23 protein-coding genes and 2 pseudogenes are annotated in these 26,675 nt (G+C 36.4%); 8 read left to right on the plus strand and 17 right to left on the minus strand.

Features of this window, described 5'->3' with window-relative positions; all coding sequences use genetic code 11:
- Nucleotides 1-19 precede the first annotated feature (19 nt).
- From ACEPXG_RS16690 to ACEPXG_RS16700, 3 genes are all read left to right on the plus strand, one after another.
- Complete coding sequence (locus ACEPXG_RS16690) at nucleotides 20-1,246, plus strand: helix-turn-helix domain-containing protein (protein WP_391204845.1); 1,227 nt, start codon at nucleotides 20-22, stop codon at nucleotides 1,244-1,246.
- Nucleotides 1,247-1,316: 70 nt separating this feature from the next.
- Nucleotides 1,317-2,219 (plus strand): hypothetical protein, encoded by a 903-nt coding sequence (locus ACEPXG_RS16695; RefSeq protein ID WP_391204848.1) that lies wholly within the window; start codon nucleotides 1,317-1,319, stop codon nucleotides 2,217-2,219.
- Nucleotides 2,216-2,779, plus strand: a complete 564-nt coding sequence (locus tag ACEPXG_RS16700) for a hypothetical protein (protein WP_391204850.1) — start codon at nucleotides 2,216-2,218, stop codon at nucleotides 2,777-2,779. The genes ACEPXG_RS16695 and ACEPXG_RS16700 overlap by 4 nt, the downstream gene beginning before the upstream one ends.
- Before the next feature lie 127 nt (nucleotides 2,780-2,906).
- Here the strand turns inward: ACEPXG_RS16700 and ACEPXG_RS16705 are convergent.
- Nucleotides 2,907-4,298, minus strand: a pseudogene (locus ACEPXG_RS16705) (L-cystine transporter).
- A 125-nt stretch (nucleotides 4,299-4,423) separates the two neighbouring features.
- Between ACEPXG_RS16705 and cls the strand changes: the two are divergent.
- Nucleotides 4,424-5,899, plus strand: coding sequence for a cardiolipin synthase (gene cls, locus ACEPXG_RS16710; RefSeq protein ID WP_391204853.1), 1,476 nt, complete (start codon nucleotides 4,424-4,426; stop codon nucleotides 5,897-5,899).
- Nucleotides 5,900-6,457: 558 nt separating this feature from the next.
- Here cls and ACEPXG_RS16715 read toward each other — a convergent pair.
- The 4 genes from ACEPXG_RS16715 to ACEPXG_RS16730 form a co-directional block, all read right to left on the minus strand.
- Nucleotides 6,458-7,309 (minus strand): D-alanyl-D-alanine carboxypeptidase family protein, encoded by an 852-nt coding sequence (locus ACEPXG_RS16715; RefSeq protein ID WP_391204856.1) that lies wholly within the window; start codon nucleotides 7,307-7,309, stop codon nucleotides 6,458-6,460.
- A gap of 119 nt (nucleotides 7,310-7,428) precedes the next feature.
- On the minus strand, nucleotides 7,429-7,674 hold the full coding sequence (locus ACEPXG_RS16720) for a hypothetical protein (protein WP_391204859.1): 246 nt from the start codon (nucleotides 7,672-7,674) through the stop codon (nucleotides 7,429-7,431).
- Nucleotides 7,675-7,720: 46 nt separating this feature from the next.
- The gene (gene yidC / locus ACEPXG_RS16725) at nucleotides 7,721-8,488 is read right to left on the minus strand and encodes a membrane protein insertase YidC (RefSeq protein ID WP_391117927.1); all 768 of its coding nucleotides are present in this window, start codon (nucleotides 8,486-8,488) and stop codon (nucleotides 7,721-7,723) included.
- A gap of 80 nt (nucleotides 8,489-8,568) precedes the next feature.
- The gene (locus ACEPXG_RS16730; protein WP_391209966.1) at nucleotides 8,569-9,318 is read right to left on the minus strand and encodes a helix-turn-helix transcriptional regulator; all 750 of its coding nucleotides are present in this window, start codon (nucleotides 9,316-9,318) and stop codon (nucleotides 8,569-8,571) included.
- A gap of 524 nt (nucleotides 9,319-9,842) precedes the next feature.
- Here ACEPXG_RS16730 and ACEPXG_RS16735 point away from each other — a divergent pair.
- Together ACEPXG_RS16735 and ACEPXG_RS16740 are read left to right on the plus strand one after the other, a co-directional pair.
- Nucleotides 9,843-10,979 (plus strand): MFS transporter, encoded by a 1,137-nt coding sequence (locus ACEPXG_RS16735; RefSeq protein ID WP_391204862.1) that lies wholly within the window; start codon nucleotides 9,843-9,845, stop codon nucleotides 10,977-10,979.
- 168 nt (nucleotides 10,980-11,147) lie between these two features.
- The gene (locus ACEPXG_RS16740) at nucleotides 11,148-11,630 is read left to right on the plus strand and encodes a GNAT family N-acetyltransferase (protein WP_391204865.1); all 483 of its coding nucleotides are present in this window, start codon (nucleotides 11,148-11,150) and stop codon (nucleotides 11,628-11,630) included.
- 41 nt (nucleotides 11,631-11,671) lie between these two features.
- Here ACEPXG_RS16740 and ACEPXG_RS16745 read toward each other — a convergent pair whose 3' ends face one another.
- The 6 genes from ACEPXG_RS16745 to mntR all read right to left on the minus strand — a co-directional run bounded on the left by ACEPXG_RS16745 (nucleotide 11,672) and on the right by mntR (nucleotide 16,274).
- Nucleotides 11,672-12,145: a DUF4064 domain-containing protein gene (locus ACEPXG_RS16745; protein ID WP_391204868.1), complete on the minus strand. Its 474-nt coding sequence runs from the start codon at nucleotides 12,143-12,145 to the stop codon at nucleotides 11,672-11,674.
- A gap of 310 nt (nucleotides 12,146-12,455) precedes the next feature.
- Nucleotides 12,456-12,737, minus strand: coding sequence for a GNAT family N-acetyltransferase (locus ACEPXG_RS16750; protein WP_391204871.1), 282 nt, complete (start codon nucleotides 12,735-12,737; stop codon nucleotides 12,456-12,458).
- Nucleotides 12,738-12,770: 33 nt separating this feature from the next.
- Nucleotides 12,771-13,739 carry a ring-cleaving dioxygenase gene (locus tag ACEPXG_RS16755; RefSeq protein ID WP_391204873.1) on the minus strand — a complete coding sequence of 323 codons (969 nt, stop codon included), beginning with the start codon at nucleotides 13,737-13,739 and terminating at the stop codon, nucleotides 12,771-12,773.
- Between the two features lie 146 nt (nucleotides 13,740-13,885).
- A complete protein-coding gene (locus ACEPXG_RS16760; RefSeq protein ID WP_391204876.1) occupies nucleotides 13,886-14,797 on the minus strand; it encodes a DUF1002 domain-containing protein in 912 nt (303 codons plus the stop codon).
- A gap of 139 nt (nucleotides 14,798-14,936) precedes the next feature.
- Nucleotides 14,937-15,797, minus strand: coding sequence for a S1 RNA-binding domain-containing protein (locus ACEPXG_RS16765; RefSeq protein ID WP_391204879.1), 861 nt, complete (start codon nucleotides 15,795-15,797; stop codon nucleotides 14,937-14,939).
- Between the two features lie 57 nt (nucleotides 15,798-15,854).
- On the minus strand, nucleotides 15,855-16,274 hold the full coding sequence (gene mntR, locus ACEPXG_RS16770; protein ID WP_391204882.1) for a transcriptional regulator MntR: 420 nt from the start codon (nucleotides 16,272-16,274) through the stop codon (nucleotides 15,855-15,857).
- 435 nt (nucleotides 16,275-16,709) lie between these two features.
- Between mntR and ACEPXG_RS16775 the strand changes: the two genes are divergently transcribed.
- The gene (locus ACEPXG_RS16775) at nucleotides 16,710-18,401 is read left to right on the plus strand and encodes a methyl-accepting chemotaxis protein (RefSeq protein ID WP_391204884.1); all 1,692 of its coding nucleotides are present in this window, start codon (nucleotides 16,710-16,712) and stop codon (nucleotides 18,399-18,401) included.
- 498 nt (nucleotides 18,402-18,899) lie between these two features.
- On the opposite strand, the gene ACEPXG_RS16780 is transcribed toward ACEPXG_RS16775, so the two are convergent.
- Complete coding sequence (locus ACEPXG_RS16780; protein ID WP_391204887.1) at nucleotides 18,900-19,169, minus strand: late competence development ComFB family protein; 270 nt, start codon at nucleotides 19,167-19,169, stop codon at nucleotides 18,900-18,902.
- 101 nt (nucleotides 19,170-19,270) lie between these two features.
- On the opposite strand from ACEPXG_RS16780, the gene ACEPXG_RS16785 reads away from it, so the two are divergent.
- Nucleotides 19,271-19,426 (plus strand): lmo0937 family membrane protein, encoded by a 156-nt coding sequence (locus ACEPXG_RS16785; RefSeq protein ID WP_391204889.1) that lies wholly within the window; start codon nucleotides 19,271-19,273, stop codon nucleotides 19,424-19,426.
- A gap of 28 nt (nucleotides 19,427-19,454) precedes the next feature.
- Here ACEPXG_RS16785 and ACEPXG_RS16790 read toward each other — a convergent pair whose 3' ends face one another.
- The 5 genes and pseudogenes from ACEPXG_RS16790 to murB all read right to left on the minus strand — a co-directional run bounded on the left by ACEPXG_RS16790 (nucleotide 19,455) and on the right by murB (nucleotide 26,624).
- Nucleotides 19,455-20,561 carry a GNAT family N-acetyltransferase gene (locus ACEPXG_RS16790; protein WP_391204891.1) on the minus strand — a complete coding sequence of 369 codons (1,107 nt, stop codon included), beginning with the start codon at nucleotides 20,559-20,561 and terminating at the stop codon, nucleotides 19,455-19,457.
- A gap of 19 nt (nucleotides 20,562-20,580) precedes the next feature.
- Nucleotides 20,581-22,617: a heavy metal translocating P-type ATPase gene (locus tag ACEPXG_RS16795; protein ID WP_391209968.1), complete on the minus strand. Its 2,037-nt coding sequence runs from the start codon at nucleotides 22,615-22,617 to the stop codon at nucleotides 20,581-20,583.
- 25 nt (nucleotides 22,618-22,642) lie between these two features.
- Nucleotides 22,643-23,035 (minus strand): ArsR/SmtB family transcription factor, encoded by a 393-nt coding sequence (locus ACEPXG_RS16800; protein WP_391204894.1) that lies wholly within the window; start codon nucleotides 23,033-23,035, stop codon nucleotides 22,643-22,645.
- 202 nt (nucleotides 23,036-23,237) lie between these two features.
- Nucleotides 23,238-25,601, minus strand: a pseudogene (locus tag ACEPXG_RS16805) (penicillin acylase family protein).
- 105 nt (nucleotides 25,602-25,706) lie between these two features.
- A complete protein-coding gene (murB, locus tag ACEPXG_RS16810) occupies nucleotides 25,707-26,624 on the minus strand; it encodes a UDP-N-acetylmuramate dehydrogenase (protein WP_391204897.1) in 918 nt (305 codons plus the stop codon).
- Between the last annotated feature and the right edge of the window lie 51 nt (nucleotides 26,625-26,675).

Genomic DNA, 26,675 nt, shown 5'->3' on the forward strand with positions numbered 1-26,675 from the left:
AATAATATGAGGTGAAAATATGTCTACACTTGGAGAACGAATTCGCAAACTTAGAAAGCAACAAAAAATGACACTTGAAACACTAGCTGGTTCAGAACTTACAAAAGGAATGCTCAGTTTAATAGAAAATAATAAAGCAAACCCCTCAATTGAAAGCCTAAATTATATAGCCTATAGACTAAATGTAGATGTGGCAGAACTTTTGGAAGAAATAAGTGGGCATGAATTAAGGGCAGTATTAGAAAAGGCAGAAATTCTTCTTAATACAAGATATGATGAGTTAACAAATGAACACCAACAGCTAATTGAGTTAGTTGAGCCCTATGCTTCTAAATTAACACAGGGATACGAATCCGCCCGATTGCTTGAAATGTATAGTAAATGCTTATTTCACGAGAAAAAAGATGGCTGGGAACCCTTAATAAATCGAGCCGCGACAATGTACGAGCAAATGAACTTGACGACAAAGCGCGGTGATATCGGGCTGTTTCTTGCAGCAGTTCCATTTTATAGCCGAGATTATCAAAAATCATTAGACATACTGCATATCGAGCGTGCAGAACTTGAGGCTAACCCGCTCTGGATTGACCCTCTTTCACGGTTAGATTATGACTATTTAGAAACTGCCTTACTCTTCGCAGTTGGCAATTCGGAAGAGGCAATTCAAGTAATGGATAAAGCAATTGAATTTTCTAATAAAAATAAAATATTTAATCAAGTGGATAACTTATACAGATTAGCCGCTTTTCAAGCTATGATGTCCGAGGACGAAGAGAAAAAGAATTACTATTTACAAAAGCTTATTTCATATGGGGAATTTGCAGATGATGAGGACTCCAAAGTTTTCACTCAATATGCGGAAATACATTACTTGAATTCATATAAAAAAATGTACGAGGAAGCAGATCATTTATACAATTCCTTATCAATTAGAGGCACGGAGAAAAAATTATATACGCCTTTTTTCTTGCTAGAGAGAGGAAAAACATTATACGGTTTGCAGAAATTTGAAGAAGCAATAGAAAAATTGAATGAAGTGCTTATTCCAGATATTCTTCAACATCCAATCGATTTATCGATTTTCTATGAAAAAGATGCATATATTGCATTATGTTACATGGATCTGAATGAAAAAGAAAAAGCACTAGAATTTGCAAAAATCGCTTTAGATAATATTAATGAAATGCCAGACACTCCATATAAAGCATTTATCAAAGAAACCTATGAAAAAGTGAAAAGAGACTGAAACCTCAGTCTCTTTTTTACGTATAATATATAGAAATACTGGAAATTTTATGCGAAGGTGGTGTTCTTTATTGAAAAACAAATGGTTTTGGGGTGTTATTATTGTCGTTCTTGCCAGCTGGGTTGGTAACATTATTTATTTTCAAACAAAGCAATTAAGTGAACCAATCATATTTAACGCTTATATTGATAGACCTGCTTTTGAACGCACGAGTTTTTCCCTTCCTTATTTGACTAATAAAATAGATATAGTGCAATTGGAAAGTCTTTTAGTTGATGGATACACTTATTCAAATGAACAAAGATTCTCTCCTTGGTTTAACGAGCCTTCCAACCAATCATATATACAGGAGTTTACGCATCATTTTTTAAAGGAAGCAACCTTCACTTTAGATGAACAAGATTTAAAACGTTTGCAAGAAAGTATTCAAACCAATAGATTGTTTGCTCGTTTCACAAACGGTCAAGTTGTCCCTGTTCAAGTAGATAAGCTAAATTTCACCCCAAATGTAACGGATGAAACGATATTTACCAATACCGGCTCTTTTTCTAGCAACCAAGGAATACAGGGGAATTACCTAGAAGTAGTAGAATCCGCTACTATGAATTCTATTGAGCTTCCAGAAGCAATTCAAAAACAGTTCGATTTAAAAATAATACTACTAAAAAACACTCCTACGAATAGTACAAAAGTTAAAGACATCTTCAATTCTGATTGGTTAGAGATGGATGCTCCTCTTTATAGTGATATAGAGTGGCCACTGCTAATAGAAGCGGGAGATTCAGTTGCGCTAGTTTTTCATACCAAAGATGAAATAGAAAATGTGGAATACATATCAGCTTTACAAGAATGGGCTGGAAAAACTTTAAATGGAAAAGCAGTTAGTTATCATATTCTCATTCAAAATGATCTATATCTTACACAAGATCAAGTAAACACCGTTATAAAGAAAGCGAGGGGTGAAGCGAAATGAGAGATGGATTCAAGCAGCTAATCATTGGATTTCTTTTCGTACTTATAAAAATTCATATTGTAGTAGATCTTTTACCGGACTTTTTAGGTTATATTTTCATTTATAACGGCATAAAACAGATTGCTACTTTATCCTCTCAATCTTATGAGAAATTAAAAATCCTTTCAATTATTTTAGTAATTGCTTCTATACCCAACTTTTTCTTGAATGATCAAGTAATTCAACAAAGTGGATGGTTTAGTTACTATCCTATATTTCTTAGTTTACTAAAAGTGATTCTCGTCTATTTCTTGTTTGACTTACTCCGAAGCGTTGCAAAGTTGCTACCTTCTAATGATGCACTGCAGGCAACGAATCGAATGTATACATGGTATTTAACAATAGTTCTTGGTTCATTGTTTGTTCAATCTCTTTTGATGAATTTTCCGATTAATATTGCATTTTCTGCAATGATTTTCATCGTTATATCAGTTCTGGTTATTGAGATTTCTTTTCTTGTCTATCTTCGAAATATGCAGAAGCGATTTCCAAGTGATGGAATTCTCAATACATATACTTAAAAAAGGCCGTCTCCATCATAGTTGACTTGGAGACGGCCCTTTTAGCTATACGGTCAGAAATTTTCCCTTGTAATTGAGATCTAAAAGAAAAGCTGCCCTGAATAGGACAGCTTTTCTTAATTTATTTTTATGCTTCAACTGTCTGTGTTTCTATCGGTGCGTTGTACATCTCTTTGTCCAATTCGCCCGTGATAGCAGCAGTCGCTACGCCGGCTGTCATTGCTCCGCTTACGTTTACAGCTGTACGACCCATATCAATTAGTGGTTCAACAGAAACAAGTAAACCTGCTAAAGCAACTGGTAAATTTAATGCCGAAAGTACAAGAATTGCAGCAAATGTTGCTCCTCCGCCTACTCCAGCTACTCCAAACGAGCTAATTGCCACAATAGCAACTACAGTAAGAATAAACATTGGATCTAACGGATTAATACCTTGAGATGGTGCAATCATAAATGCAAGCATCGCTGGATAAACGCCTGCACATCCGTTTTGGCCAATAGACAAACCAAAAGATCCGGAGAAGTTAGCAATTCCTTCTGAAACACCAAGTTTATTTGTTTGCGTATTTATATTAATGGGTAAAGTACCTGCACTTGAACGTGAAGTGAATGCAAACAATAAAGGCTCTGCTGCTTTTTTCACATATGTTACTGGATTTAACCCAGATAGTGTAATGATTAATAAGTGAATCGCAAACATAACCGCCAATGCGACATATGAGGCAATCACGAATTTTCCTAAGTTAAATATGGCCGCAAAATCGGATGTTGCAACTGTTCTTGCCATAATTGCTAGGATTCCGTATGGCGTTAAGCGAAGTACAATTTTCACAACACTCATTACAAGCGAGTATATTGCATCTATTCCTTTTTTTATTGTTGTAGCAGTTTCCACTTCTTTACGAGCTACTCCCAGGTATGCAAAGCCTAAAAATGCGGCAAATATTACGACGCCAATAGTTGATGTTGGACGAGCCCCCGTGAAATCTAAAAACGGATTAGCTGGTAGTAAATCAAGCATTTGCTGAGGAAGCGTTTTATCTGCTACTTCTGCAGATCGACCTTCGATATATTCAGCTCGTGCAGATTCTGCGTCTCCATGCACAATTTGATCTGCATTTAAATCAAATATTGCAGCTGAACTTATTCCAACAACTGCTGCTATTGCCGTTGTTCCTATTAATATACTAAGAATAATAGCTGCCATCTTCCCAAAGTTTTTACCAATAGTAAGCTTAGTAAATGCTCCTAGAATTGAAATAAATACTAAGGGCATCACAATCATTTGTAGTAATTTAACCTAACCTGTACCGATTAAGTTATACCATTCAATTGAACTTGCTAATATTTCGGATGTGACACCATATATAAAGTGTAATGCTAAACCTAACGCTACCCCTAACCCTAAGGCTGTAAATACTGTTTTAGAGAATGAAATATGTTTCTTTTGCATAACAATCAAAACCCCAACAAACACTAATAATGCTATTACGTTAAGTATAATAAATAGTAAATTCATATGTATTCCTCCATTTTTGCTGATTTACAAATATTAATTCATTTATTCCTATCGGTCAAGTAGGTTTTTAGATTTTATTACTTTTTAGGTGTTCCTTCATTCTTCTCAACAAATCAGCTATACTTATGACAAGTGGAGGTGTAAACTTGGCTGCAAGTATTTTAAGTTTCATCATTTCAGGTGTTATCATTTTAAATATTTTCCTTGCCATCGCATTAATATTTTTAGAAAGAAGAGATGCTTCTTCTACGTGGGCTTGGATTATGGTTTTATTCTTTATACCTATCTTAGGGTTTGGGATTTATTTGTTATTTGGTAGAAAATTGCGTAAAAAACACTTATTTCGCTGGGAAGGTAAAAACAAAATTGGTATCGATAAACTAATTGATTTTCAAATGGAAGCAATTGAAAATGATACGTTTGACTTCCGTTTAGACGATACAAGTCATTATAAAGAGTTAATCATCATGCATTTGAATAATAATCACGCTGTGTTAACGCAAGATAATCATGTAGAAATCTTCACTGATGGACGTAAAAAGTTTGATGCCCTTTTACTTGATTTAGAAAATGCTAAAGATCATATTCATATTCAATATTATATCTTCCGCCTAGATCATCTTGGACAGCAAATATATGACGTGCTTTTAGCAAAAGCACAACAAGGTGTAAAAGTGCGAATTTTATACGACGATACAGGATCGCGTTCTTTAAGGAGAAGGCATTTTAAAGAGTTAATTGAATTGGGTGGACGAGTAGAAGCCTTCTTCCCTGCAATTTTCCCTTTAATTAATCCACGTATGAATTATCGAAATCACCGAAAAATTGTTGTAATTGATGGTCGTATTGGCTATATTGGTGGATTCAATGTGGGAGATGAGTACCTTGGCTTAAATAAACGATTTGGGTATTGGCGTGACACCCATTTACGTATCGAAGGAAGTGCCGTTCATCCACTCCAAACTCGCTTTTTGCTCGATTGGAACCAAGCTTCGGCCGAACACGACATTGAATACTCAGATATATTCTTTCCCGCTATTCCGCTGAAAGGTTCCGTAGGTGTGCAGATTGTTTCTAGTGGACCAGATTCCGAATGGGAACAAATAAAAAATGGCTATCTGAAGTTAATTATGATGGCGAAAAAATATATCTACATTCAAACACCTTATTTCATCCCAGATGCAAGCTTTATGGATACACTCCGCATTGCGTGTTTGTCTGGTATTGATGTACGAATTATGATTCCTAACAAACCAGACCATATTTTCGTTTATTGGGCTACGTATTCTTATGTAGGAGAATTAATTAAAGCAGGGGCAAAAGTGTATATTTATCAAAATGGCTTTTTGCATACGAAAATGATTGTGATCGATGACGAAGCATCTACTGTCGGGACCGCAAATCTGGATGTTCGCAGTTTTAAGCTAAATTTCGAAGTTAATGCATTTATCTATGATCGCGAAACATCACATGAACTTGCCGAGCTTTTCGAGGAAGATATGAAATTATCTACCGTGTTAACTTGGGAATTATATGAGAATAGATCTCGTAAAATTAAATTTAAAGAGTCTCTCGCACGGCTACTTTCACCAATATTATGAGAAAAGCGCAAGCGTCCTTTAAGTGCATTTTGCCTTCTCTATTTCTAGAGTGCTTTGGACGAAACATCAACAACACTATTACCGTTGGAAGATGTTTGTCCGTCCCCCTCTTGAAATAGGAAGAGATAAAGTACTTAAGGTTTAGATAATGAGAGAATAAATCCTTTCCTATACTTTTAAAAGCGGACGAAGATACAATTTCGTCCGCTCAGCGCTTCTTTATTAATAGATGACTAACTATTTCTTTTTAGTGCCAAGACTAATTACAATATGCTTTTTAGAATTCAAGAGTTGCATAACCAGGTGCACTTATTAACAATTTATGGTACCTCGAAACCAATTCACCTTAAAGTGAGAGCTATTGCACTAGGCCCGAGACTAATTGGAAGACATTGAAAAATAGCGTGTGAGATAAAGCTATAAATTAAGCTACTTCAATAAATGACGTTTAAATAGTAAGTTTTACAAAACACCACGGATACCGGATTTCTAGTATATCAATTTCATATTTGCTTAGCTTTTAAAAAAAGGTTTTCGCTTATGCGAAAACCTATTTTCTTAAATACCTAAATATTCTTCTAATGTCGTTCCAGCATCAAACACTTCTTTCGCCAGTTGTTTCCCAACATAGCGGAAATGCCACGGCTCGTACATATAGCCCGTTATTTTTTCTTTGTCTTTTGGATATCTCATAATAAAACCATATTTATAGGCATTTACTGCAATCCATTTCCCTGCTTCCGTTTCCCCAAAGCTTTCACGTGCAAAATGCTGCTCGAAATGTTTCTCTCCTATATCAAATGCAAGACCAGATTGATGTTCAGAGAATCCTGGACGTGCACTATATCGATCCGCTGCTTCTTGACCGTCATGGCTTACATATCTTTCATAAAGCGTAGTTTGGTATTCAAAGGAACGGTATGTACTGAATGCAACAAGTTCATATCCTGAAAGCTTAGCTTCTGCTGCCATTTCTTCAAACGCTTCTCTTCCCTCTTTACTTTCTCCAGGGGCAAATGTAGAAGGGAGAGGATATTTTTTACTGGCAATTAGTACCCCGTCCACATACTTTGGTTCCGTTGGTAACGTTTCGTGGCCTTCATATCCTTTAGGTCCGGACATGTCGATTTCAGGCTCTTCAACTACCGGTTTTTCCACTTTAGGGGTTTCTTCTACTGCTTTTTCTCCTGCCAGTTCATCTACAGTTGAATTCTCACCCTTTTGCTCCAACTCAGGCTCTTCCACTTGATTAGATAAACCTAATGCAGTCATACTCTTATCTATATTCCAATCATTTATTCCTATCCAAACAACGATTGCTCCTATTAATAACGCTGCAATTGATCCGCCAACAATGTATGGCCACTTCTTTTGTTTTTTCTGTTTTAATAAACTCTGTCTAGATTTCATGGTCTTCCTTCTTTCCAATAACGATACTACTAGTTTAACACTTTTCCTATAAAACTACATGGAAAAACAAAAAAACGCGCTACCTTTTTATGGGTAACACGCAAATATAATAGGGAACTTTAAAATAGAATAATGCCTAAAATGACGAAGAATAATACAGCAAATACAATGGCCATAACCTTCATCCACTTCGCCTCACGGACGTATCCTTTTTCTTTAAAACTCACAGCCCGGTATCCGTTACTTAAAGTAAATATAGCAGTCATGAAAAGAACAGCCATATTAAGATTCCCCAAAATAATGAAAACCAACGAGGCAATAGCTGCTGCAACAATAACTATCCCGATAATCCAATTTTTCTTCATTTGCTACACCTCTCCATAAAAAAACGAAGCTATAAAAAGCTTCGTTTTAGACAGATTCCTCTGCTTTTTCTGGATGATTCGAATAAAATTTACGCCCTAAGTATGTTTGGAATATTAAAATAACCCCACCAACTGTCCAATATAACGGCAATGCTGCCATCGAACTGAAGGATATGAACATAATCATAATAGGAGAAATATAAACCATCAATTTCATTTGTTGCTTTTGTTGCTCAGGTACTGTCCATAGTGATACTCTCGCTTGAAGGAAATAAACTGCTCCTGCAATCAGAGTCATCGCTATATCTGGTGTACCTAAGTTAAACCACAAGAAAGGATGTGTTTTGACATCCGCTGAGTGCGAAATAGCAAAGTATAATCCCATAATAATTGGCATCTGAATAAGCATTGGTAAACAACCCATGTTAATCGGATTCACACCGTGCTTACGATATAATCCCATCATTTCTTGCTGTAATGCAGCTTGTTCTTCTTTTGACTTCGTTGCTTTCAATTTCTTTTGGATGTCGTCCATTTCTGGCTTCAATTTATCCATTTTTACTTTCATACCCTGCTGATTCTTATAGTTTCTAAGCATTAGTGGCATTAAAGCAAATCGAATAAGTAATGTAATCGCAATGATTGCTAGTCCATAACTTCCATTGAATATTTCACCAAAGAAATTGAGCAAAAAGTTAAAAGGTCGAACAAAAATATGATAAAAAGTACCATCTTTATTTTCTATTCCGGAACACCCGCTAAGTGCTACTGTCGCGAACACAAGAATAGAAAGCAAACTTATTTTCTTTTTCAATTCATTCACCTTCAATTATTAAGCTATAACGAGTATACCTTACTATGAAGCTATTTATCAAATATTACATGCAGCAAATGTTAAATTGCTTTATTTTCATTAGGAAAATTATAATTAAAATTCGGATATTCTTGGTGATCCCGAAATTGTTTTGGAGTTAAACCAGTATATTTTTTAAAAATACGCGTGAAATAACTTTGATTGCAAAAGTGAAAAGAATCGGAAATATCAGAGATGCCCTTATTTGTGTGTCTTAAAAAGTACTGACACTCCTCGACCTTTCGGATATTCAAATATTCTACAAGAGTAACTCCAGTATGCTCGCGGAAAATGCGTGATAAATGACTTGCACTAATATTAAATTGGTTAGCAATATTTTCAACAGTTAAGTTATTCTCAATTTCGTCATTAATAAAAATGATAACTTTGTTGACTGTTTGATGACCAAAAGAAGGTTTTTTTCGTTCTGTTATGACCATTACAAAAAACTCTACTAGCTCATCGGCACATTGAAGAAACTGTGCATCACTCATTTTAGTTTCAATCACTCTCACACTCGCGATATTAAAAGCCATTACTTTGTCTGCTGGTACTTGATTTTCATAAAGCTTTCTGCCCATCACAGCAGTTAATTGTATGTAATAATATTTCACGCCTAAAATCATTTGCTTCTCAGCTCTTTTAATAATTAATTCGATCATTTCTCTTAAAACCATTTTGGCAGCTTCTAGTTCAAGTGAGTACATATGTAGGAATAGCTTTTTTTCTAATTCTAAAAATAAATCTAACCCTTTAACGCTATTTATTACCGCTAGTTCTTTAATATACATTTTTGAAAAATTGTCTAAAAATATCTTATCTACGTGTTGTATAAGGACCACTTCTCCCTTTGTAGTTCTTTCGATTTATTTTATTTATAGGCTTCTAGAATCATATTATAACATAATCTTGAAAAATCAAAATTATTTTTGATTCTTTTTCACCTACTTTTTTGACATCCTTTCCTTTATAGGATGGATTTACTATTGTGACTAAAGTGAAAGCCTCTTCCCAAACTTGCATAATCTAGAATATGAGTAAGTTAAACTGTTTCACTAGTTATAACTACCTTTGCATCTCCAAGGAAACATTTAAATCAAAGGCTTGCCCTCTTTTTCATCTATTGGTCGACCTTTTTTCTTTACAACATGAATGACTAAAAATGAACAACTCTTTTTCCAAACTTATTTCACCCCTATCCCTATTATTAAGTAAATACCAATATCCTTTTCCTCTTTATACCTAATTTAAAACTGAAAAAGTAATAAAAAAGTGCTACACTAAGAAAAGCTGAATATAGAAATGAGGAACATAATTGCGCTTGTTTGTCTACACTATTATCTTTTTCTCTTTTTTCGACCTATTTACCCAGTTGCCCATTATGAGTCCTTTCGCTATATCACTAGGAGCTACACCATTTTTAACGGGGTTAGTTGTTGGTATGTATTCACTTTCCAATACTTTTGGAAATATCATTTCAGGCTTTTTAACCGATAAAAAAGGTCCTTTTTATATATTAATATTTGGTCTTTTTGCAACAAGTATTTCCTTGTTTTTGTACCAATTAGTAATGGAACCAATGGGTCTTTTATTAGTACGTTTTATCCATGGGTTAGTTGCTGGTTTTATTGTTCCCGCAGCATTTACTTATTCCGCTAATCAGACCGCATCTGAAAAAAGAGGAAAAGGTGTTGCTTTGTCAGGAGCATTCGTTGGACTAGCTGCAATCGTGGGTCCTGCAATGAGCGGAATATTAGCTAGTAAACAAAGCGAAGTATTTGTATTAGGTATTACTGGCTCTATTATGCTAATTCTAAGTGTTTTATCTATTTTTTTCTTAAAATCTGTTTCTATTATTAAACAAATAGAGGGGAATAAAGGAACTTCTTCTGTAACAATTATAGACCTTTTCAGAAAAAATGGATTGGTTAAAGCATACTCAGGTGCATTCTTTTTAATGTTTTCCCAAGGTGTTTTAGCATATATGCTTCCATTAAAAGTGCTTCATCTTGGTTTTGATTCTAAAACGAGTGGTATATTGCTTAGTACTTTCGGATTTGTAGCGATATTAATATTCGTGCTACCTATAAATCGAATTTTTGATCGTGTTAAGCCTATTAAAACACTAGCTTTCGGAATGGGACTTATGGGAGTAAGTATGTTGTTACTTGGACAAATGGAGAATTTACAATGGATGTACATTTGTATGGGTTCTTATGGAATAGGATTTGCTTTTTTATTTCCATCTATAAACTCATTACTAATTGATACCACTGAACCAACATACCGCGGGAAAGCATACGGCTACTTTTATGCATTTTTTTCAATAGGTGTCGTAGTGGGTTCAAGTATCACCGGGCTACTTGCACTCACAGCAAAGGGTGGTTTTTTCTTAACTGGAGTAATATTAATCCTCGTATCGTTCAGTTCGTTAGCAAATAGCAAAAAATAAGCGAGGCTTCCATTGAAGGAATACTTCGCCGTTTCCATCCTCTTCTTCTACTAAATTTCTTTCAGTAGACTTTTTACTTTTTTCGATCCATATATAATTATTACACAATGGTAGAAGATTAATCGTATATTTGATATGATAACAAAAAGAATTTAGAGGTGATTTCAAATGATTAGGGCGATCACATTCAAGGATATAGCAGCTGTTCAACAAATCGCAAAGATCAGTTGGAACGACACATATAAAGATATTATTCCAGATGACATACAACAACTTTTTTTAGATAAAGCATACTCCAACACAATGCTTGCAAAACGAATGGAAAAAACTATTTTTTTATTAGCTGAATATGAGAATGAGCCTGTAGGATTTGCTAACTTTACATACGTAGATGAAGATGGAGATGCAGAATTGACCGCTATTTATGTGTTACCAGATTTCCAAAAAATAGGTCTTGGAAAAAAATTGCTAGTTGCCGGATTGAATGAGATGCCTAAAGGCAGGCAATTATTTGTTTATGTTGAAAGTGAAAATAATGGGGCTCGCATTTTCTATGAACGTTTTGGATTTGAGTGTTTAGAAGAATTTGATGAGTACTTTGAAGGTCATCCGTTGTCCACTGCTAAATACGTTTACTTACTCAATAACTAAAGTTAAAAACACCGAGCTACCTAGTAGGTCGGTGTTTTGTATTATAGTGACTCGTTAACAGAATAGTATCCATCCTGATCTGTATATTCCACTGGTGGCTTTCGAACGAAGCATAAAATTGCAGCTATATATAGTAAAATCGAAGTTAAAGAAATAATTCCCGCTAATACTCCTGCTAATATAAACATTATTCCAGCAAACGTCGGTTTTTTATTTCTTGCAATGGATACAATCCCTATTATATTCAACACTAAACTAATAAGGAGACCTGTTACCAATCCCCAACCTACAGTGTTTACCATATTCACAATTACATCCGGGTTCTGAGTAAAATACTCAATATCTTGAGAATTTATGGCCGGATTTGTTAGTATTTCATTTTCAAATGTAGCGTTAAACCCCTCTTCATTTAATGAAGTGCTAGCTCCTATGACAAGCAACGAAATTAGTATTATTGAAATCAAACTAATAATTCCACTTACAACACCGAGAGTAATTTCTCCCGTACGCTTCATATGTATCCCTCCAATAGTTAATAGTTATTCTACGATGAAACTTTCAAAAGGTTTCGTCTAATGCTTAACTTCCCTTCATAAGATAAGTCAACCCTGTTTAATAGTACTCCAAAAAGGGTACTAATATACTATCACTTATAATAGAAAGGAAGATTCAAATGGAAAAAAAGTTAATTTTTAATCAGGCGGATTTCTTTTATACACTGGCAGGTGCATCTGTATTAACAGGCATTTTGGTTTTCTTTACACATATTTAAAAACATAAAAGGCAATCCTCTCTGAAAAGAAACGGATTGCCTTTTTAAATTTATTAAGCTTTTACATCATCGTATTCGTTAGATTTGTTGAATGCAGCAACAACGTAAGAACATACCGCTTCCATTTTCAACTCTTTTTCACGAGCATGTATTGCAGCTTTATCCAATAGTTTTTTAGCCACTCCTTGCCCTCTCAGTTCACCCGATACGAAAGTGTGGTCCATGACCATCACGTCTCCAAGCAATGTCCATGTAATTTCACCAAGTTTTACACCATCTTGTATATATTGAAACGCAAATACATCATCGCCAAGCTCTTTGTATTGAAAATCCATTGTTTACCACTCCTTTTCTGAATTTTAACACACTCATTTATTAATTGACAACGGACGCAAAGACCTTTCGATTTGCGCTCTTTTTGGTTCTAAAAATGGAGGCAATGCCAGTGTGTTTCCCAATGTTTCCATAGGTTCATCGGAACTAAATCCAGGTTCATCTGTAGCCAATTCAAATAATATTCCATTCGGTTCTCTAAAATAAATAGATTTAAAATAGTAACGATCCACTAATCCTGACGTAGCAAAGCCCTGTGCACGCAATAGTTCTTCCCATCTTGGATAGTCTTCCATTGAAGGGACTCGGAATGCAACGTGATGAACGCTCCCACGGCCCGGCCTTTCAATTGGTAAATCTGTACGTGTTTCTAGATGGACTTCTCCTGCTGGGCCACCTGCGCCTGTAGTGTACACTAAAATATCCGGCATACCAGTAACATCGGATGGATAAGAACCCGCTAACGCAAACCCTAATATTTCTATGAGCACTTTTTCAGTTGGGGCAGTATTGCGAACGGTAAGTTTTACTGGACCCAGACCGATTATTGCATTATCTGCAGTGATTTCTTCTTTTTCCCAAGCCTCTCCATAAGGAATTCCCATTCCATCATCAACAACAAGCATCAGTCTAGATCCTTCAAAGTCTTCAAAGTAAAGTGTTTTACGACCAAATCTCTCTTTTATTTCATCCGTGGATACTTCCAATTTCGTAAGTCTTTCTTTCCAAAATAATAATGCATCTTCGCTTTTGACACGGAATCCTGTATTGCTAATACTAGATACACCAGGATACGTTCTACCCGCATTAGGAATGTCAAAGTAAGTCATATCCGTTCCAGGTGTACTTACTGCGTCTGCATAAAATAAATGATAAGAAGATGTATTGTCTTGATTGACACTTTTTTTAACTAAGCGCATTCCTAAAATTCGCGTGAAAAAGTCATGATTTTTATCTGCGTCTGCTGTTATGGCAGATACATGGTGTAATCCAGCTAATTTCATTGTCTATTCCTCCTAATTAATTTATATTGAATTCGAGGTATTTTTGATAACTTTATAAAAGCAAATACATAGTATCTTCCTAAGATTCGCCTTTTCCATATTAAAATGCACCCTATTTGCCTCTTTAGACAAGCAGGGTGCAAAAATTATTTAAAAATAGAACGAATGGAATCTATTAGTTTATTAAAAAACTCTTTGACACTTTGCCAAAAGCCTTCGTTATCTACGATCTTACCAATCTTATCTTCAATTGTTTTACTAAGGTCGTTCAGTTGATCGCCCCATTTGCTAAAGTCAATGTCTAGTTTACGGATTCGATCCATCAAATCTATCAAAAGCTGACGGTCTTTATCGGAAAGTTCAATTTTCAACTTCGAGAGTTGCTCAGAAACGATTTTTTCTACTTCTTCTCGTGAGGTAGGATTTTTTTCTGCAATTTGTTTTTTTATTTCTGTCAGTAATTCACTTACTTTTGCATCATCAATTCCCGCTTCTTTCGCAAGATTTGTTGCAACGGATAACTCATCGTTCGCTACGTCTGTTCGCTCTGGATCTAGTTTTCCACCCGTCACTTCATATGCTTTATAAATACCTACCAATGCAGAGTGACCCGTAACTGGTTTTGGAGCAGCAATTTCTACTACAGCATCATGGATCCCTGCTGTGAGCATCGCGTTTGCGTACATTTCTGCTGTCACTTCCGTGATATTATCAGGAGTAACAATATTGATAACGAGACCCTTTCCAGCATCTTTCCTCGTAATTTTTGCAGATGAAAACATTCTAGCAGATGCATCGCCATCTTTTAAATACTTCGCTAAGTCCTGACCTGTTACTTCAATTTCTTGAATATCCGAGTTCTCTGTTATTTTTAAGCTTTCTTTTACACTTTTTTTCTGGTCTTCTGTTAAATTTCCACCAAACACTACAATAGGAGCACCGAACTTTTCGTTTACTGCCTCTGTAGACCCATTTGAGTCCGCAAATGTAATGGATGGTGCAATTACAACTCCAACCATAATAATAGCAACTAGAAATGGTTGTAATAACTTTTTCATTCAAATAACCCCTTTCCTATCCATTCTCCCTTTAATACGAAAACAGGAGTAAAAAGTTCCGACTAATCGATTCTTTTCACTCCGTTACCCAAATAAGAGATTATTAACTCTATGTTTGGTACTTATCTAAACTATTTTTTTACATTTTTAATTCTGTCCAACCATCGTTTTGAACAATTTTTCTTTCTTTCATCAGTTTACCGAGTGCACGTTTAAATGCGGCCTTGCTCATCGTGAACATTTCTTGTATTTCTTCTGGATTAGACTTATCTGTAAACGGCATTCTTCCACCTACATCGTTTAAATAACGGAAAATGGATTCCGCGTCATCGCCTAAACGTTCATGTTTTCGAGGTAATAGGGAGCCGTTAAGAGAACCATCTTCTTTTGTGTCAATAATACGAACCTTTAAGTCTTCTCCAAGTCTCGGTTCTTCCACACGTTCAGACTGATGCACAAAAATACGATAATTTTCAGGAACACTTAGTAGGAACGTTCCAACTGGAAGTAATCGATAAGGTCTAGCTTGAAGATTTTGGTTTAATAAAGTGGTTGGTGCGTCTAAATATACTTCTTCTACACGATCTTCGGTTGCTAAACGGCCAAATAACTCGCCGTCTTTGTCCGTACGAAGCGTCATATATAAATGGTCCCCATTTGCTGGCCAAAGTTCTTTTATTTTCGGTAAATCATCTGATTTTACTTGTACTTCTTTCGACGTGCCGATATCGACAAAAACTCCTTCTTTATCGGAAACTTTAATGACACGTGCCCATCCATATGTACCCTTTTGTATGGTTGGAAGTTGGGTTGTAGCGGATAAATTCCCTCTACGATCAACGAACAAAAATACTTCTATCATGTGTCCAACTTGCAAATCTTCTGGTGCTTCTGAAGCGTTCAATGGAATCTCTAATTCATGATGCTCCAGTATCCATTTCGATCCTTCTTGTTCTTTTACTTGTAATTTTACTATTTCTCCAGATGCTGATCCTATCAATTTTACCGCTCTCCTTCTGAATTGCTTTATACGTCGTTTAGTTGGTTTTCAATATATTTAATCGTTTTCACTGTCTTGCAATTCCAGCAACCTCGATTGAATAGAAGAATTTTCTTCTAGAAACAATACTAGATCCGCAATACGGTCTATGGAGTTCCAACTAAGATGATGTTCAATACCTTCTACATCCTTGTATATATTCTCTTCTTTTACACCGATAATCCGTAAGAAGTCTTCTAATAGATCATGTCTCTTAACTAGCTTTTTCCCCATTTTCATGCCTTTTGTTGTCAGTGTAAGTCCACGGTATTTTTCATATATTAAAAAACCATCTTTATCTAACTTTTGCACCATTTTTGTAACGGATGATGGCAAGACAGATAATGCTTCCGCAATGTCAGACACACGAGCATATCCTTTCTGCTCGATTAACATATATATTTGTTCAATATGGTCTTCCATGCTTGGTGTTGGCATACGTATCTTCCTTTCATAACTACTTCATTTATTTTACTACATCCGCCTTGCCATAACAAATACATACATAATAGCTTGCTAAATATCAGGAAATGAAATACTTTTAAAAATACTTTGAATAAACAAATATTTTTTTATTATATTACAAAAATACTTATTAGATTAATAAAGTATCTTTATACTAAAGTAGGTACAAATGCACAATTAACTTCTTGGTCATCATAAACCCTAATAACCATCGCAAGTTTTAGTGTAATAGTTTGTTGGTTCTAGTTTAAAGAAATTAGATTACCTTACTCCATCCATCTTAGACATTACACAACCTTACATTTAGTAGCACATCTTTAATAATCTGAAGGAGATGAAATAACCTTTTAAAAAATAGTATGGAATTTAACAGTATTGAAAAATAATGAGAGTATCGAGGTGTTTTTAGTGAAATGGACAATCAGTAAGAAACTATTAAGTGGATTTATTGCTGTTTTATTAATTTTAGCAATAATAGTTGGTATTAATTTTATCCAACTTACAGATGTAGATAATTCGTATAGAGATTTATTAGAAGATAAAGCAATGAAAGCTGTAAAAATAAAAGAACTACAAATAGCTGCGAAACAAGAAATGATAGCCATGCGAGGATATTTAGTAGTAGGGGATGAAAAAGCCTTTCAAGATTATTCTAACGCAGTTTCTGATTATAAGAAAAGTTATGAGTCACTACTACCAAAGTTTAAAAAACCGGAAGCGATCAAAATGTTAGAGGATATAAACCAGGTCGAGAATGATTATAGGAAATTCTCCGAAAAGGTATTTCAACTAAAAAAACAAAATAAGACTAGTGAATACGTAAGCCTTATCTCCACAGAGGGAAGAGACATAGTAAAAAGACTTGATGAAAAAGTGACTATACTTTCAGATTTTCAAAGTAATTTATTAGCAGCTGGAAGTTCAGAGAATACGTCATTCATTCAAAAAACGAAAACATTGGCTTTAACCTTAGGTGTCATTGCAATATTAGTAGGAATACTCATCGCCCTTTTCATGGGACGTGTTATTTCCAAACCAATTATAGCCTTAGCAAATTCAGCAAAAAAATTGGCCGAAGGAGATCTTTCTGTTAATGAAGTAAATGTAAAAAACAAAGACGAAATTGGCGAGTTAGTTCATTCCTTTAATGATATGGCGAAAAACCTTCGAATGGTAATTGAACAAGTTAGCCTAAACTCTATTCATGTGGCATCCTCTGCGGAAGAATTGACTGCGAGTGCCGAGCAAACAACACAAGCGACTAATCAGATCGCAACATCTATTCAAGATATTGCAAGTGGTGCTGAGACACAAGTGCTAGGTGCAAATGAATGCTCCACTGCCATGCAAGAAATGACAATCGGAATTCAGCAAGTAGCCGAAACGTCTTCTACCGTTTCAGAATCAGCAATTGAAACTAGCAAAGAAGCTCATCTTGGCAATGAATTGCTACAAAAAGTAATACAACAAATGAACACCATCAATCTATCTGTTGAAGACTCCGCTTCTGTTATTAGAAAGTTAGGGGGATTATCACAGGAAATCGGAAATATTATTGGAGTAATTACTGGAATAGCAGATCAAACTAACTTGTTGGCATTAAATGCCGCAATTGAGGCTGCCCGTGCCGGCGAACATGGTAAAGGGTTTGCAGTTGTAGCAGATGAAGTGCGAAAGCTTGCAGAGCAGTCGAAGGAATCTGCTGATCAAATAGCGGACTTAATCAATCAAATACAAGTTGACACCGGCCGAGCAGTAAATGTAATGGAAGTTGGAACTAAAGAAGTGGCATCTGGTATGACGGTCGTTCAGGAGGCTGGAGCCGGCTTTGAAAAAATATTAACATCGATAGAACAAGTAACTTCCCAAATTCAAGAAGTATCCGCTATTTCTGAGGAGATGTCAGCAAGTGCGGAAGAAGTAAATGCTTCTCTTGAAGAAATGGCTAGTATTGCTCAACTTTCTGCGTCCAACACACAAAATGTGGCTTCCGCTTCTGAAGAACAGCTTGCTTCCATGGAGGAAATCTCCACATCCGCCTCTTCTTTATCTACCATGGCGGAAGACTTACAAACATTAGTGAAACAATTTAAATTATAACTAAGAAAAATCCAAGCGTCCTTTAAGTGCATCTTGTCTTTTCAATTCCCAGAGTGCTTTGGACGAGACATCAACTACACTATTATCGTTGGAATTTTTGTGGATCGTGAAGTGACTGCGTCACTTCACGATCCACTTTTTTTCGATAATCTTGTGGCGGATGTTTGTCCGTCGCCTTCTTGAAATTTGTAGAGACCAAGTGCGTAAGGTTTGGTTAATGAGAGAGTAAATTCTTTCCTATTCTTTTAAGAGCGGACGAAGATGCAATTCCGTCCGCTCAGCGCTTCTTTATCAATGGATACTATCCATTTTTTTCTAGTACTACCTACTCTAATCACGCACCCACCGATTCATGTATACTGCGGACTATAAAAGTAAAAATAAACCAGTTAAAGAACATGCTGGGTTTTATCGCGGCGGCGTCTATAAAAAAACAAAAGTGTACTCAGCAACATTAAAGCTGGTACCCTTGACTTAAGGAGAATATTAATTGCGGGCTTAGTTACGATGGGGATACTTTCCTATAACATGTATAGATTGTATGATTCTCTTATTAATCCACTCTAAATTTTCCCGTGAATTCATTCGCTCAAAAACCGAATTTCTTCCTTGTTCTGTAGTTACATAATGTGCAGGTAGTGTATTTAGACTCAAAGCAATAATATCCATTTCACATTGTGCACATTTACAAAAAGTTTGATATTCGGTACCTCTCATAAGCATTGTCACAATACTTCGCACAATTTCTTCCATAACATTTGTAAGCAATTTTATCTCTTCCTTCGTAAAAAGTAACTTTATGTTTAATACTTTATCTTAAAGGGTAAAACTTTAATAACCACATGATCGTTAAGAAAGGATGATATTAGATGGGGAAAATTTTATGGGTCATTATCGTTATACTAATCGTATTTTGGTTACTCGGTTTAGTATTAAAAATTGGTGGAGGCCTTATTCACGCATTACTAGTTATTGCCTTGATTATTTTTATCATTCAACTTGTTACCGGAAGACGATCGATCTAAAATGAGGGGTTGCCTAATAAGCAACCCCTCATTTTATTTTTGCATAAATACATGTATCCCGTAATTTTTTTCCATCAGCTGATAGAGAATCTTTATGAAGTATACCCTCCATTAAATAGCCAAGTCTTTCCGCTACGGAGCGACTTCTTACATTTTCACTACCACAACGAATTTCCACTCGATTTGCATGTAACTCATCAAAAGCAAATTGCGTAATACGTTCGCATGCTTCCGTCATTAAACCTTTGCCCTCAAACTTGTTATCAATCCAATAGCCAATTTCAAATTTCCGAACATTCCAATCTATCCGATGCAATCCAGAAGAACCTACAAATTCACCTGTTTCTTTTAAAAATAAGTGAAGTCTTAAATCCTTTCGCGTAACGAAATTAGCGATAGATTGTCTCAAATTAGTTGTTGTTTCTTCTAATGTTTGTTTATTTTGTGCAAATGGCATCCACTCTTTCAACGACTCATGGGACTGGATAATCGCTTTCCATACTTCTGGTGCATCCTCTAACCTCGGTGCTCGAATAAGAAGACGTTCTGTATAAAATTCCTCCGAAAAAGAGTTTAGCTCCTCGTTCTTTGCTTTTTTACTGAAATCATCATCCCAATTAACAGGAGTAGCTGTCCCCTTTAAAAAATCATCTCTTGTCATACCATATGTAACTGCATCATAGTACGAACCTTCTTTGGGAGAAAACCATGCTTGACGTAACTGGGCTTCTTTTACAAAGCCTGCACGTTCAAACGTTTTTCGCATCGCAAAATTATCCTGTCTCGTATGGCCTTCTAAGCGAATTTTCACTTCAGGTAATCGGAATACGTATTCTGCAACCATTTTCAAAGCACGCGGACCATAACCTCTTCCACGCGCTTCATCTGCAATTCGTAAATCAAATAAAGGAATCTCATCTTGTAAATCGTAAATTTTGACGATTCCAATCTGCTCATTCTCTTCATTTTCAACCCAAAACGTCTTCACTTCGTCCGATTGATATCCGCCTTCGTCAATTGTCTTCTCGATTAGTTCTCTAGCTGGATGCGAATTCCCATGATATGGCCATGTATTTGTCGTCATGAAATGAATTAGCTGTTCCTGCTCTTCCATCGTCCATTCTGTAAGCTTCATTTTTCACCCTCCTAACGTACTACTTATTCCCCTTTATTAGCCGTAAAGAATTCAGCACTACTAGTAATGTTGCTCCCATATCTGCAAATATGGCAATCCATAATGTTAACCAACCTGGAATGATGAGTAAAAGTGCGATAATCTTTAACCCTAATGCAAACATAATATTTTCTTTAATAATATGCAATGCTTTTCGACTTAAACGAATCGTATATGGAAGTTTCTCTAAATCATCTGCCATCAATGCAACATCTGCAGTTTCCAGTGCAGCGTCCGTTCCTGCTCCACCCATTGCGATTCCAACAGTGGATGCAGCAAGTGCCGGTGCATCATTCACTCCGTCTCCCACCATTGCAACAGCACCATATTTTTCTTTCAACACTTTAATGGCCGAAAGTTTTTGTTCGGGCATTAACCCTGCTTCTACATCTGTCATTCCTAGTTTAGCCGCAATGGCATGTGCAGTTCGTGCGTCGTCTCCGGTAAGCATGACGGTGTGTTTAATACCCGCATTTTTAAGATCTTGTAATACTTTACCGCTCGTTGAACGAATTGGATCTGTCACAGCTATAAACCCTTTATAAACGCCTTCTTCTGCAGCAAGCATCACTGTATTTCCTTCTGATTGCAGTAGTTCAATTTTTTCAATCAGTTCATTCGAAACGACGCTTAAAGAAGTAATCCAAGAAACACTGCCTACCGACCACTTTTTACCTTTGATAATCCCTTCTGCTCCTTTACCAGTAACGGATTGAAATCCATCTATTTCTATAGCATGTATACGTTCTTTCGATCCATATTTCACAATTGCTTGTGCAAGTGGATGCTGTGAATAGGTTTCAATGGACATTACTTTTTGAATGAAATCATTTGTGGATTCGGACTCCACAAGTGTAACTTCCGGATAACCTTTTGTTAGCGTACCAGTTTTATCAAAAGCAATTGCTTGTAGTCGACCAATTTCTTCTAAGTGAATGCCACCTTTAATGAGGACACCTTGCTTAGCAGCATTTCCAATAGCTGTCACGATTGCTACTGGAGTAGATACAACTAAAGCACACGGGCAGCCTACAACTAGTACTGCAAGTCCTTGATAAATCCATAAGTGCCAATCTGCACCGAACAACGGAGGAACGAGGGCTACTAAAAATGCAATTGCAATAATTGCAGGCGTATAATACTTTGCAAACTTATCGACGAATCTTTGCGAAGGTGCTTTTTCTGCTTGTGCTTCTTCTACTAAATGAATAATCTTCGCAATCGTAGTGTCTTCTACTCTTTTTGTTACTTTTATCTCCAAAGAACCTTCTTCATTTAATGTTCCAGCAAAAACCTCATCACCAATAGTTTTCATTGCTGGAATAGCTTCACCTGTAATAGAAGCTTGATTAACAGCAGAAGTCCCTTTTAACACAATTCCGTCCATCGCAATTTTTTGCCCTGGTTTCACAATTAGCGTGTCATTTATTTGAATAAATTCAGTATCTACTTCTACTAATTGGTTTCCTCGAAGAATCGTTGCAATCGGAGGAGCAATATCCATTAACTGACTGATGGATTGACGTGCTTTGTTCATGGAGTACGCTTCTAAAGCTTCACTCACTGCAAATAAAAAGACAACAACTGCACCTTCGCGCCATTCGCCGATGATTGCTGCTCCAATAATGGCAATCGTCATAAGTGTCTTCATATCAAAATAAAAACGAGATAGGTTGATCAGTCCACCTTTAAATAGATTGAAACCACCAACAACGATGGAAATAATGAATAAACCAATCGCTACTGGATTCGTTTCTTCATATAAATAGGATGCGATAATTCCAATTACTAAAAAAACAAAAGAAATAGCTGTTAACACATTTTCTTTTCTCTTGAAAAAAGGAATCTTTTCTTGTTGACGTTGTTTATACGGCACCACTTTAATGCCATCAAATGCTCCTGCCTTTTCAATTTCCTCTATTGTGGCGTTTCCAATGACTGAAACTTTGGACGCCCCGAAATTCACATTTGCACCCTTTACTTCAGGTAAACTTTTTATATTGTTTTCAAATTTCATCGCACAGTTGGCACACGTTAAATTTTCAAGTCGATATTCTTTTTTGGCTGTTTTGTCCAATCTTTTCACCCTCTTCTACTGCATGTTCATACGCAATTTTAACTAACTCGTTTACATGATGATCCGCTAATGAATAATAAACTAATTTTCCTTTGCGACGTGATTTTGCAAGAGATAATTCTCGTAAAAATCGTAAATGATGCGATGCGGTTGCTGTAGAAGATTCAATAATTTCACTCACATCACACACACAAAGCTCTTTTTCAATTGTAAGCGCATACGCAATTTTTAATCTTGTTTCATCTGCTAATGCTTTAAAGATCAGTGCTACCTTCGTAACATCTGGTAGTTTCTTTTTTACGGAAAGTACAACGCCTTCGTGCACTTTCGTTACTTCACATATATCCTTCGTCTGCACTTTCTCACCTCATTCAAATGATCGTTTGATTGTTAACCCCATTATATGTTCAAACTATTCAAAACGCAAGGACATTCAAACCAATATTTGAATGAATTTTTTATACATCATTTTTAGCAGAACAGAAAATTTTCTGACCGGATGGCACTTTCTCAGCACAAAAACAACCACTTCTAAATAAAGTGGTCGCTCATTTTGAAACTTATTCCGCTTTTAATATTAATTCAGTCCCATCGTTTATTGCACCATCCATAACGGTCGTATGATAATTACCTTCTGCCCAGTCTATCACTTGATCGTGGTACCATTTCGATTTCACATGTCCACTTTGACCAGGTCCAACAATATGATACGCTTTCGATAAATCAGACAGATCCGCAACAAATCGCCACGATGCTCCGTGATCTACTCTACCATCGTCTCCAAAAGCAGCTGCTTGAACGGTAATATTTGATCCACCAATGGGGACAGATTTTGGATTTAATACATATGCCAAAATTGGTGATGCTCCAGATAATGGATGATCAAATGTAAGTTGGTGAAAATCTCCCCATTTCCACTTTTTTTCATTCGCTCCAAATTCGTCTTTTATATCTGCGACCGCTATCATGAAGGAGTCGTACACCCATTTGTCCACTCCACCATATTCATCCAGCCAAGTACTTGCTTCATTTTTGTAGCCTTTTCGAAGAAACTGATCGGAAATATTCCCCTTACCCGGCAGCATATCATAAACATCTTCCGGCATCTCATCCTCCAACAAGATTTTCGGCAACTCTTTTATCCACCTGTGGAATACGAGAGGAGCTGCTTGGTCTTTATCATCCACTTGATCCCAATCTGTCAATAAAGCTATGATACTTTCATACTCACCGTTACTATCAAACTTTTCCACGGAACTGAGCATTTCTGTTAAAAACTCTCTTGCATATAAATTCGTTTGATCCATTTGTAGGTTCATCATATCTTCTTTTGTTAAATTAGATTTACTGTCTAACACTTCCGCAATTCGTTCATATCGGTAAGATTGCGCCCAAAAGTCGGTAATATGATATGGGTATGAATCATCTATCACTTGATTATTCGCAGTAGCGATAAACCCTTCCTTTGGATTCACAACAGTTGGCAGTTCGTTATACGGAACATAGCCTGCCCAGCCATATTCTGCCGAATCGCCTGGTACAGGCAATTGTCCATCACCCGACTTGCGAATGGGTATTCGGCCGTTCGCTTTATATGCAATCGTTCCATCTTTTGCTGCAAACACAAAGTTTTGTGCAGGTGCATGGAAATCTTCTAAAGCAGTTTCAAATTCATCCCAGTTCGACGCTTTATTCATTTCCAAAATGGCTTGCAACTCAAGGGTTGGCTCAAGTGCAGTCCACTGCATGGAAAACAAGGCTGAGGCTTTTTCTTTCTTAAATAAAACATCTGAAATAATTGGACCATGACGGGTGACCACTACATTGAAGGGAACATCCTCTTGCCCTTTTACTTTAATGGTTTCATTCCGTACTTCAGCTTGCTCCCATTTGCCTTCATACAAAAACTGTGTACGGTCGTCAGGATTTGGCGTTTCTATATATAAATCCTGTACATCAGGGCCAACATTCGTCACACCCCATGCAACATCTTCGTTATGTCCTAAAATAATCCCTGGAATACCAGCGAAAATAACGCCACTTACATTTTGTTTTGGAGACTCCAAATGCATTTGATACCAAATAGATGGTGTACTCAACCCTAAATGCGGATCATCTGCTAGGAGAGGCAGTCCGTTTTCCGTCTTATCACCACTTACGACCCAGTTATTACTTCAATTAAACTCATTTGGCAAAGTGGAAGCATCAAAGTAGCCACTTACATTTACGGGTTTACTTAAATTAGCTTCCATTATGGCTGGTGCACCTTCAGGATAATTGATGAATAATTCCTTCGCTTTATCTTCCCCAAATTCACTTAAAGCCCAGTGCCTTACTGCTAGTGAAGACCAGTTACCACCTAAATCATACGCCATGTATTTACCTATCGTTAATGAATCAATGGGTGTCCACTCTTCGGGTTCATATCCAAGCAGTTTAAATTCATAGCTTAGCTTGTTATCCGTTTTGGCAAACGAAATAAATTCATTTACTCCTTCTGTATACCACTTCAATACATCTTTTGCCTCTGCATCATAACCATCATAGGACTTTTCAGCAGCATCTCTCAAGCTAAATGTCCGGAAAAACTTATCCGTATTTACTGCCGCTTCACCTACAACTTCCGATAATCGTCCACTCGCTTGTCTTCTAGCTAAATCCATTTGAAAAAGCCTGTCTTGCGCTTGTACAAACCCTTGTGCACGATATAAATCTGCATCTGATGTAGCTTTAATATGAGGCACCCCAAACCCATCCCGGACAACTTTCACATCCGCATCTAGTGCACTTAAAGTAAGACTTCCCTTGATGATTGGCTTTGAGCTAGATAAATACATATTCAAACCAACAACCGCAACAACACATATCGAAAGGATAATCCCCAAAACCCAAGCGACTATTTTCCAACCTTTTTCCACAATCATACCCCCTCCTAGTTCTTAACACTAATTGACAATATACGTTTTAGTGGAAAGACGAGCATAAAAAAGACCTCTGAATACTAATATATTCAGAGGTCTTTTAATATATTATGATTGATTCTCACCAACAATTTTCACTTCTAATTCTAGCTCAACATCGAAGTTTTCTTTCACTGCTTTTTTCACCATTTCAATCGTACTTATATAATCAGTAGCAGTTGCATTGTTTTTATTGACAATAAATCCCGCATGTTTCGTTGAAACTTCCGCTCCTCCAAAACCTTTTCCTTGCAATCCGCTATCTTGGATTAATTTCCCTGCAAAATAACCAGGCGGGCGTTTGAATACACTGCCTGCAGAAGGGTATTCTAATGGTTGCTTGGATTCGCGTTGAAATGTTAAATCCGCAATTTTCGCATCAATCTCTTCTTGATTACCCGGTTGCAATTCAAACTCTGCAGAAAGAACATAATAACCTTTTTTTGTAATAACACTCTTTCGATAGCCAAGTTCTAATGCTTCCTTGGAAAGAACGAGCTTTTCACCACTCGGTGTAAGCACAGTACATTGAACGATTACATCCTGCACTTCTCCACCATATGCACCCGCGTTCATGGCCATTGCACCACCGATAGATCCAGGGATTCCACAAGCAAACTCTAAGCCTGTTAAGGATTCCGTTGCTACAGCTCTTGAAACATCGATAATATCTGCTCCACTTTCAGCAATTACTTTGTTGCCAACTATAGTGATTTTATTTAGGTTTTCTAAGCGAAGTACGATACCACGAACGCCACCATCTCGAACGACCATATTAGAGCCATTTCCTAATAGCAATAACGGAATGTCATTTTCATACGTATATTGCACGACGAAAGCCGTTTGGTCTTCCGTTTCAGGCGTAACAAATAAGTCTGCAATTCCACCCATGCGTGTCATTGTATGCAAGTTTAGTGCTTCATCTATTTTTACATTGCTAGGATCTAACTGAGTAATTAAATCTTGAAACCATTGTTGTTTAGTCAAAAAGTGACAATCCTTTCTCCATTAACCTTGTATCCATACATAGTATGCGTT

The sequence above is a fragment of the Psychrobacillus sp. L4 genome (genome assembly GCF_042944905.1).
Lineage (GTDB): Bacteria > Bacillota > Bacilli > Bacillales_A > Planococcaceae > Psychrobacillus.

What these genes read in the sequence shown, in the direction of transcription:
- ACEPXG_RS16750 (WP_391204871.1), bottom strand. Translation starts at nt 12,737, where the DNA reads ATGGATTTTCAATACAAAGAGCTTGGCGATGATGTATTTGCGTTTCAA.
- ACEPXG_RS16745 (WP_391204868.1), bottom strand. Translation starts at nt 12,145, where the DNA reads ATGAAGCGTACGGGAGAAATTACTCTCGGTGTTGTAAGTGGAATTATT.
- ACEPXG_RS16755 (WP_391204873.1), bottom strand. Translation starts at nt 13,739, where the DNA reads ATGAAATTAGCTGGATTACACCATGTATCTGCCATAACAGCAGACGCA.
- ACEPXG_RS16795 (WP_391209968.1), bottom strand. Translation starts at nt 22,617, where the DNA reads ATGAAATTTGAAAACAATATAAAAAGTTTACCTGAAGTAAAGGGTGCA.
- ACEPXG_RS16720 (WP_391204859.1), bottom strand. Translation starts at nt 7,674, where the DNA reads ATGAAGAAAAATTGGATTATCGGGATAGTTATTGTTGCAGCAGCTATT.
- ACEPXG_RS16760 (WP_391204876.1), bottom strand. Translation starts at nt 14,797, where the DNA reads ATGAAAAAGTTATTACAACCATTTCTAGTTGCTATTATTATGGTTGGA.
- ACEPXG_RS16740 (WP_391204865.1), top strand. Translation starts at nt 11,148, where the DNA reads ATGATTAGGGCGATCACATTCAAGGATATAGCAGCTGTTCAACAAATC.
- ACEPXG_RS16690 (WP_391204845.1), top strand. Translation starts at nt 20, where the DNA reads ATGTCTACACTTGGAGAACGAATTCGCAAACTTAGAAAGCAACAAAAA.
- ACEPXG_RS16790 (WP_391204891.1), bottom strand. Translation starts at nt 20,561, where the DNA reads ATGAAGCTTACAGAATGGACGATGGAAGAGCAGGAACAGCTAATTCAT.
- ACEPXG_RS16785 (WP_391204889.1), top strand. Translation starts at nt 19,271, where the DNA reads ATGGGGAAAATTTTATGGGTCATTATCGTTATACTAATCGTATTTTGG.
- cls (WP_391204853.1), top strand. Translation starts at nt 4,424, where the DNA reads ATGACAAGTGGAGGTGTAAACTTGGCTGCAAGTATTTTAAGTTTCATC.
- ACEPXG_RS16730 (WP_391209966.1), bottom strand. Translation starts at nt 9,318, where the DNA reads ATGTATATTAAAGAACTAGCGGTAATAAATAGCGTTAAAGGGTTAGAT.
- ACEPXG_RS16700 (WP_391204850.1), top strand. Translation starts at nt 2,216, where the DNA reads ATGAGAGATGGATTCAAGCAGCTAATCATTGGATTTCTTTTCGTACTT.
- mntR (WP_391204882.1), bottom strand. Translation starts at nt 16,274, where the DNA reads ATGCCAACACCAAGCATGGAAGACCATATTGAACAAATATATATGTTA.
- ACEPXG_RS16715 (WP_391204856.1), bottom strand. Translation starts at nt 7,309, where the DNA reads ATGAAATCTAGACAGAGTTTATTAAAACAGAAAAAACAAAAGAAGTGG.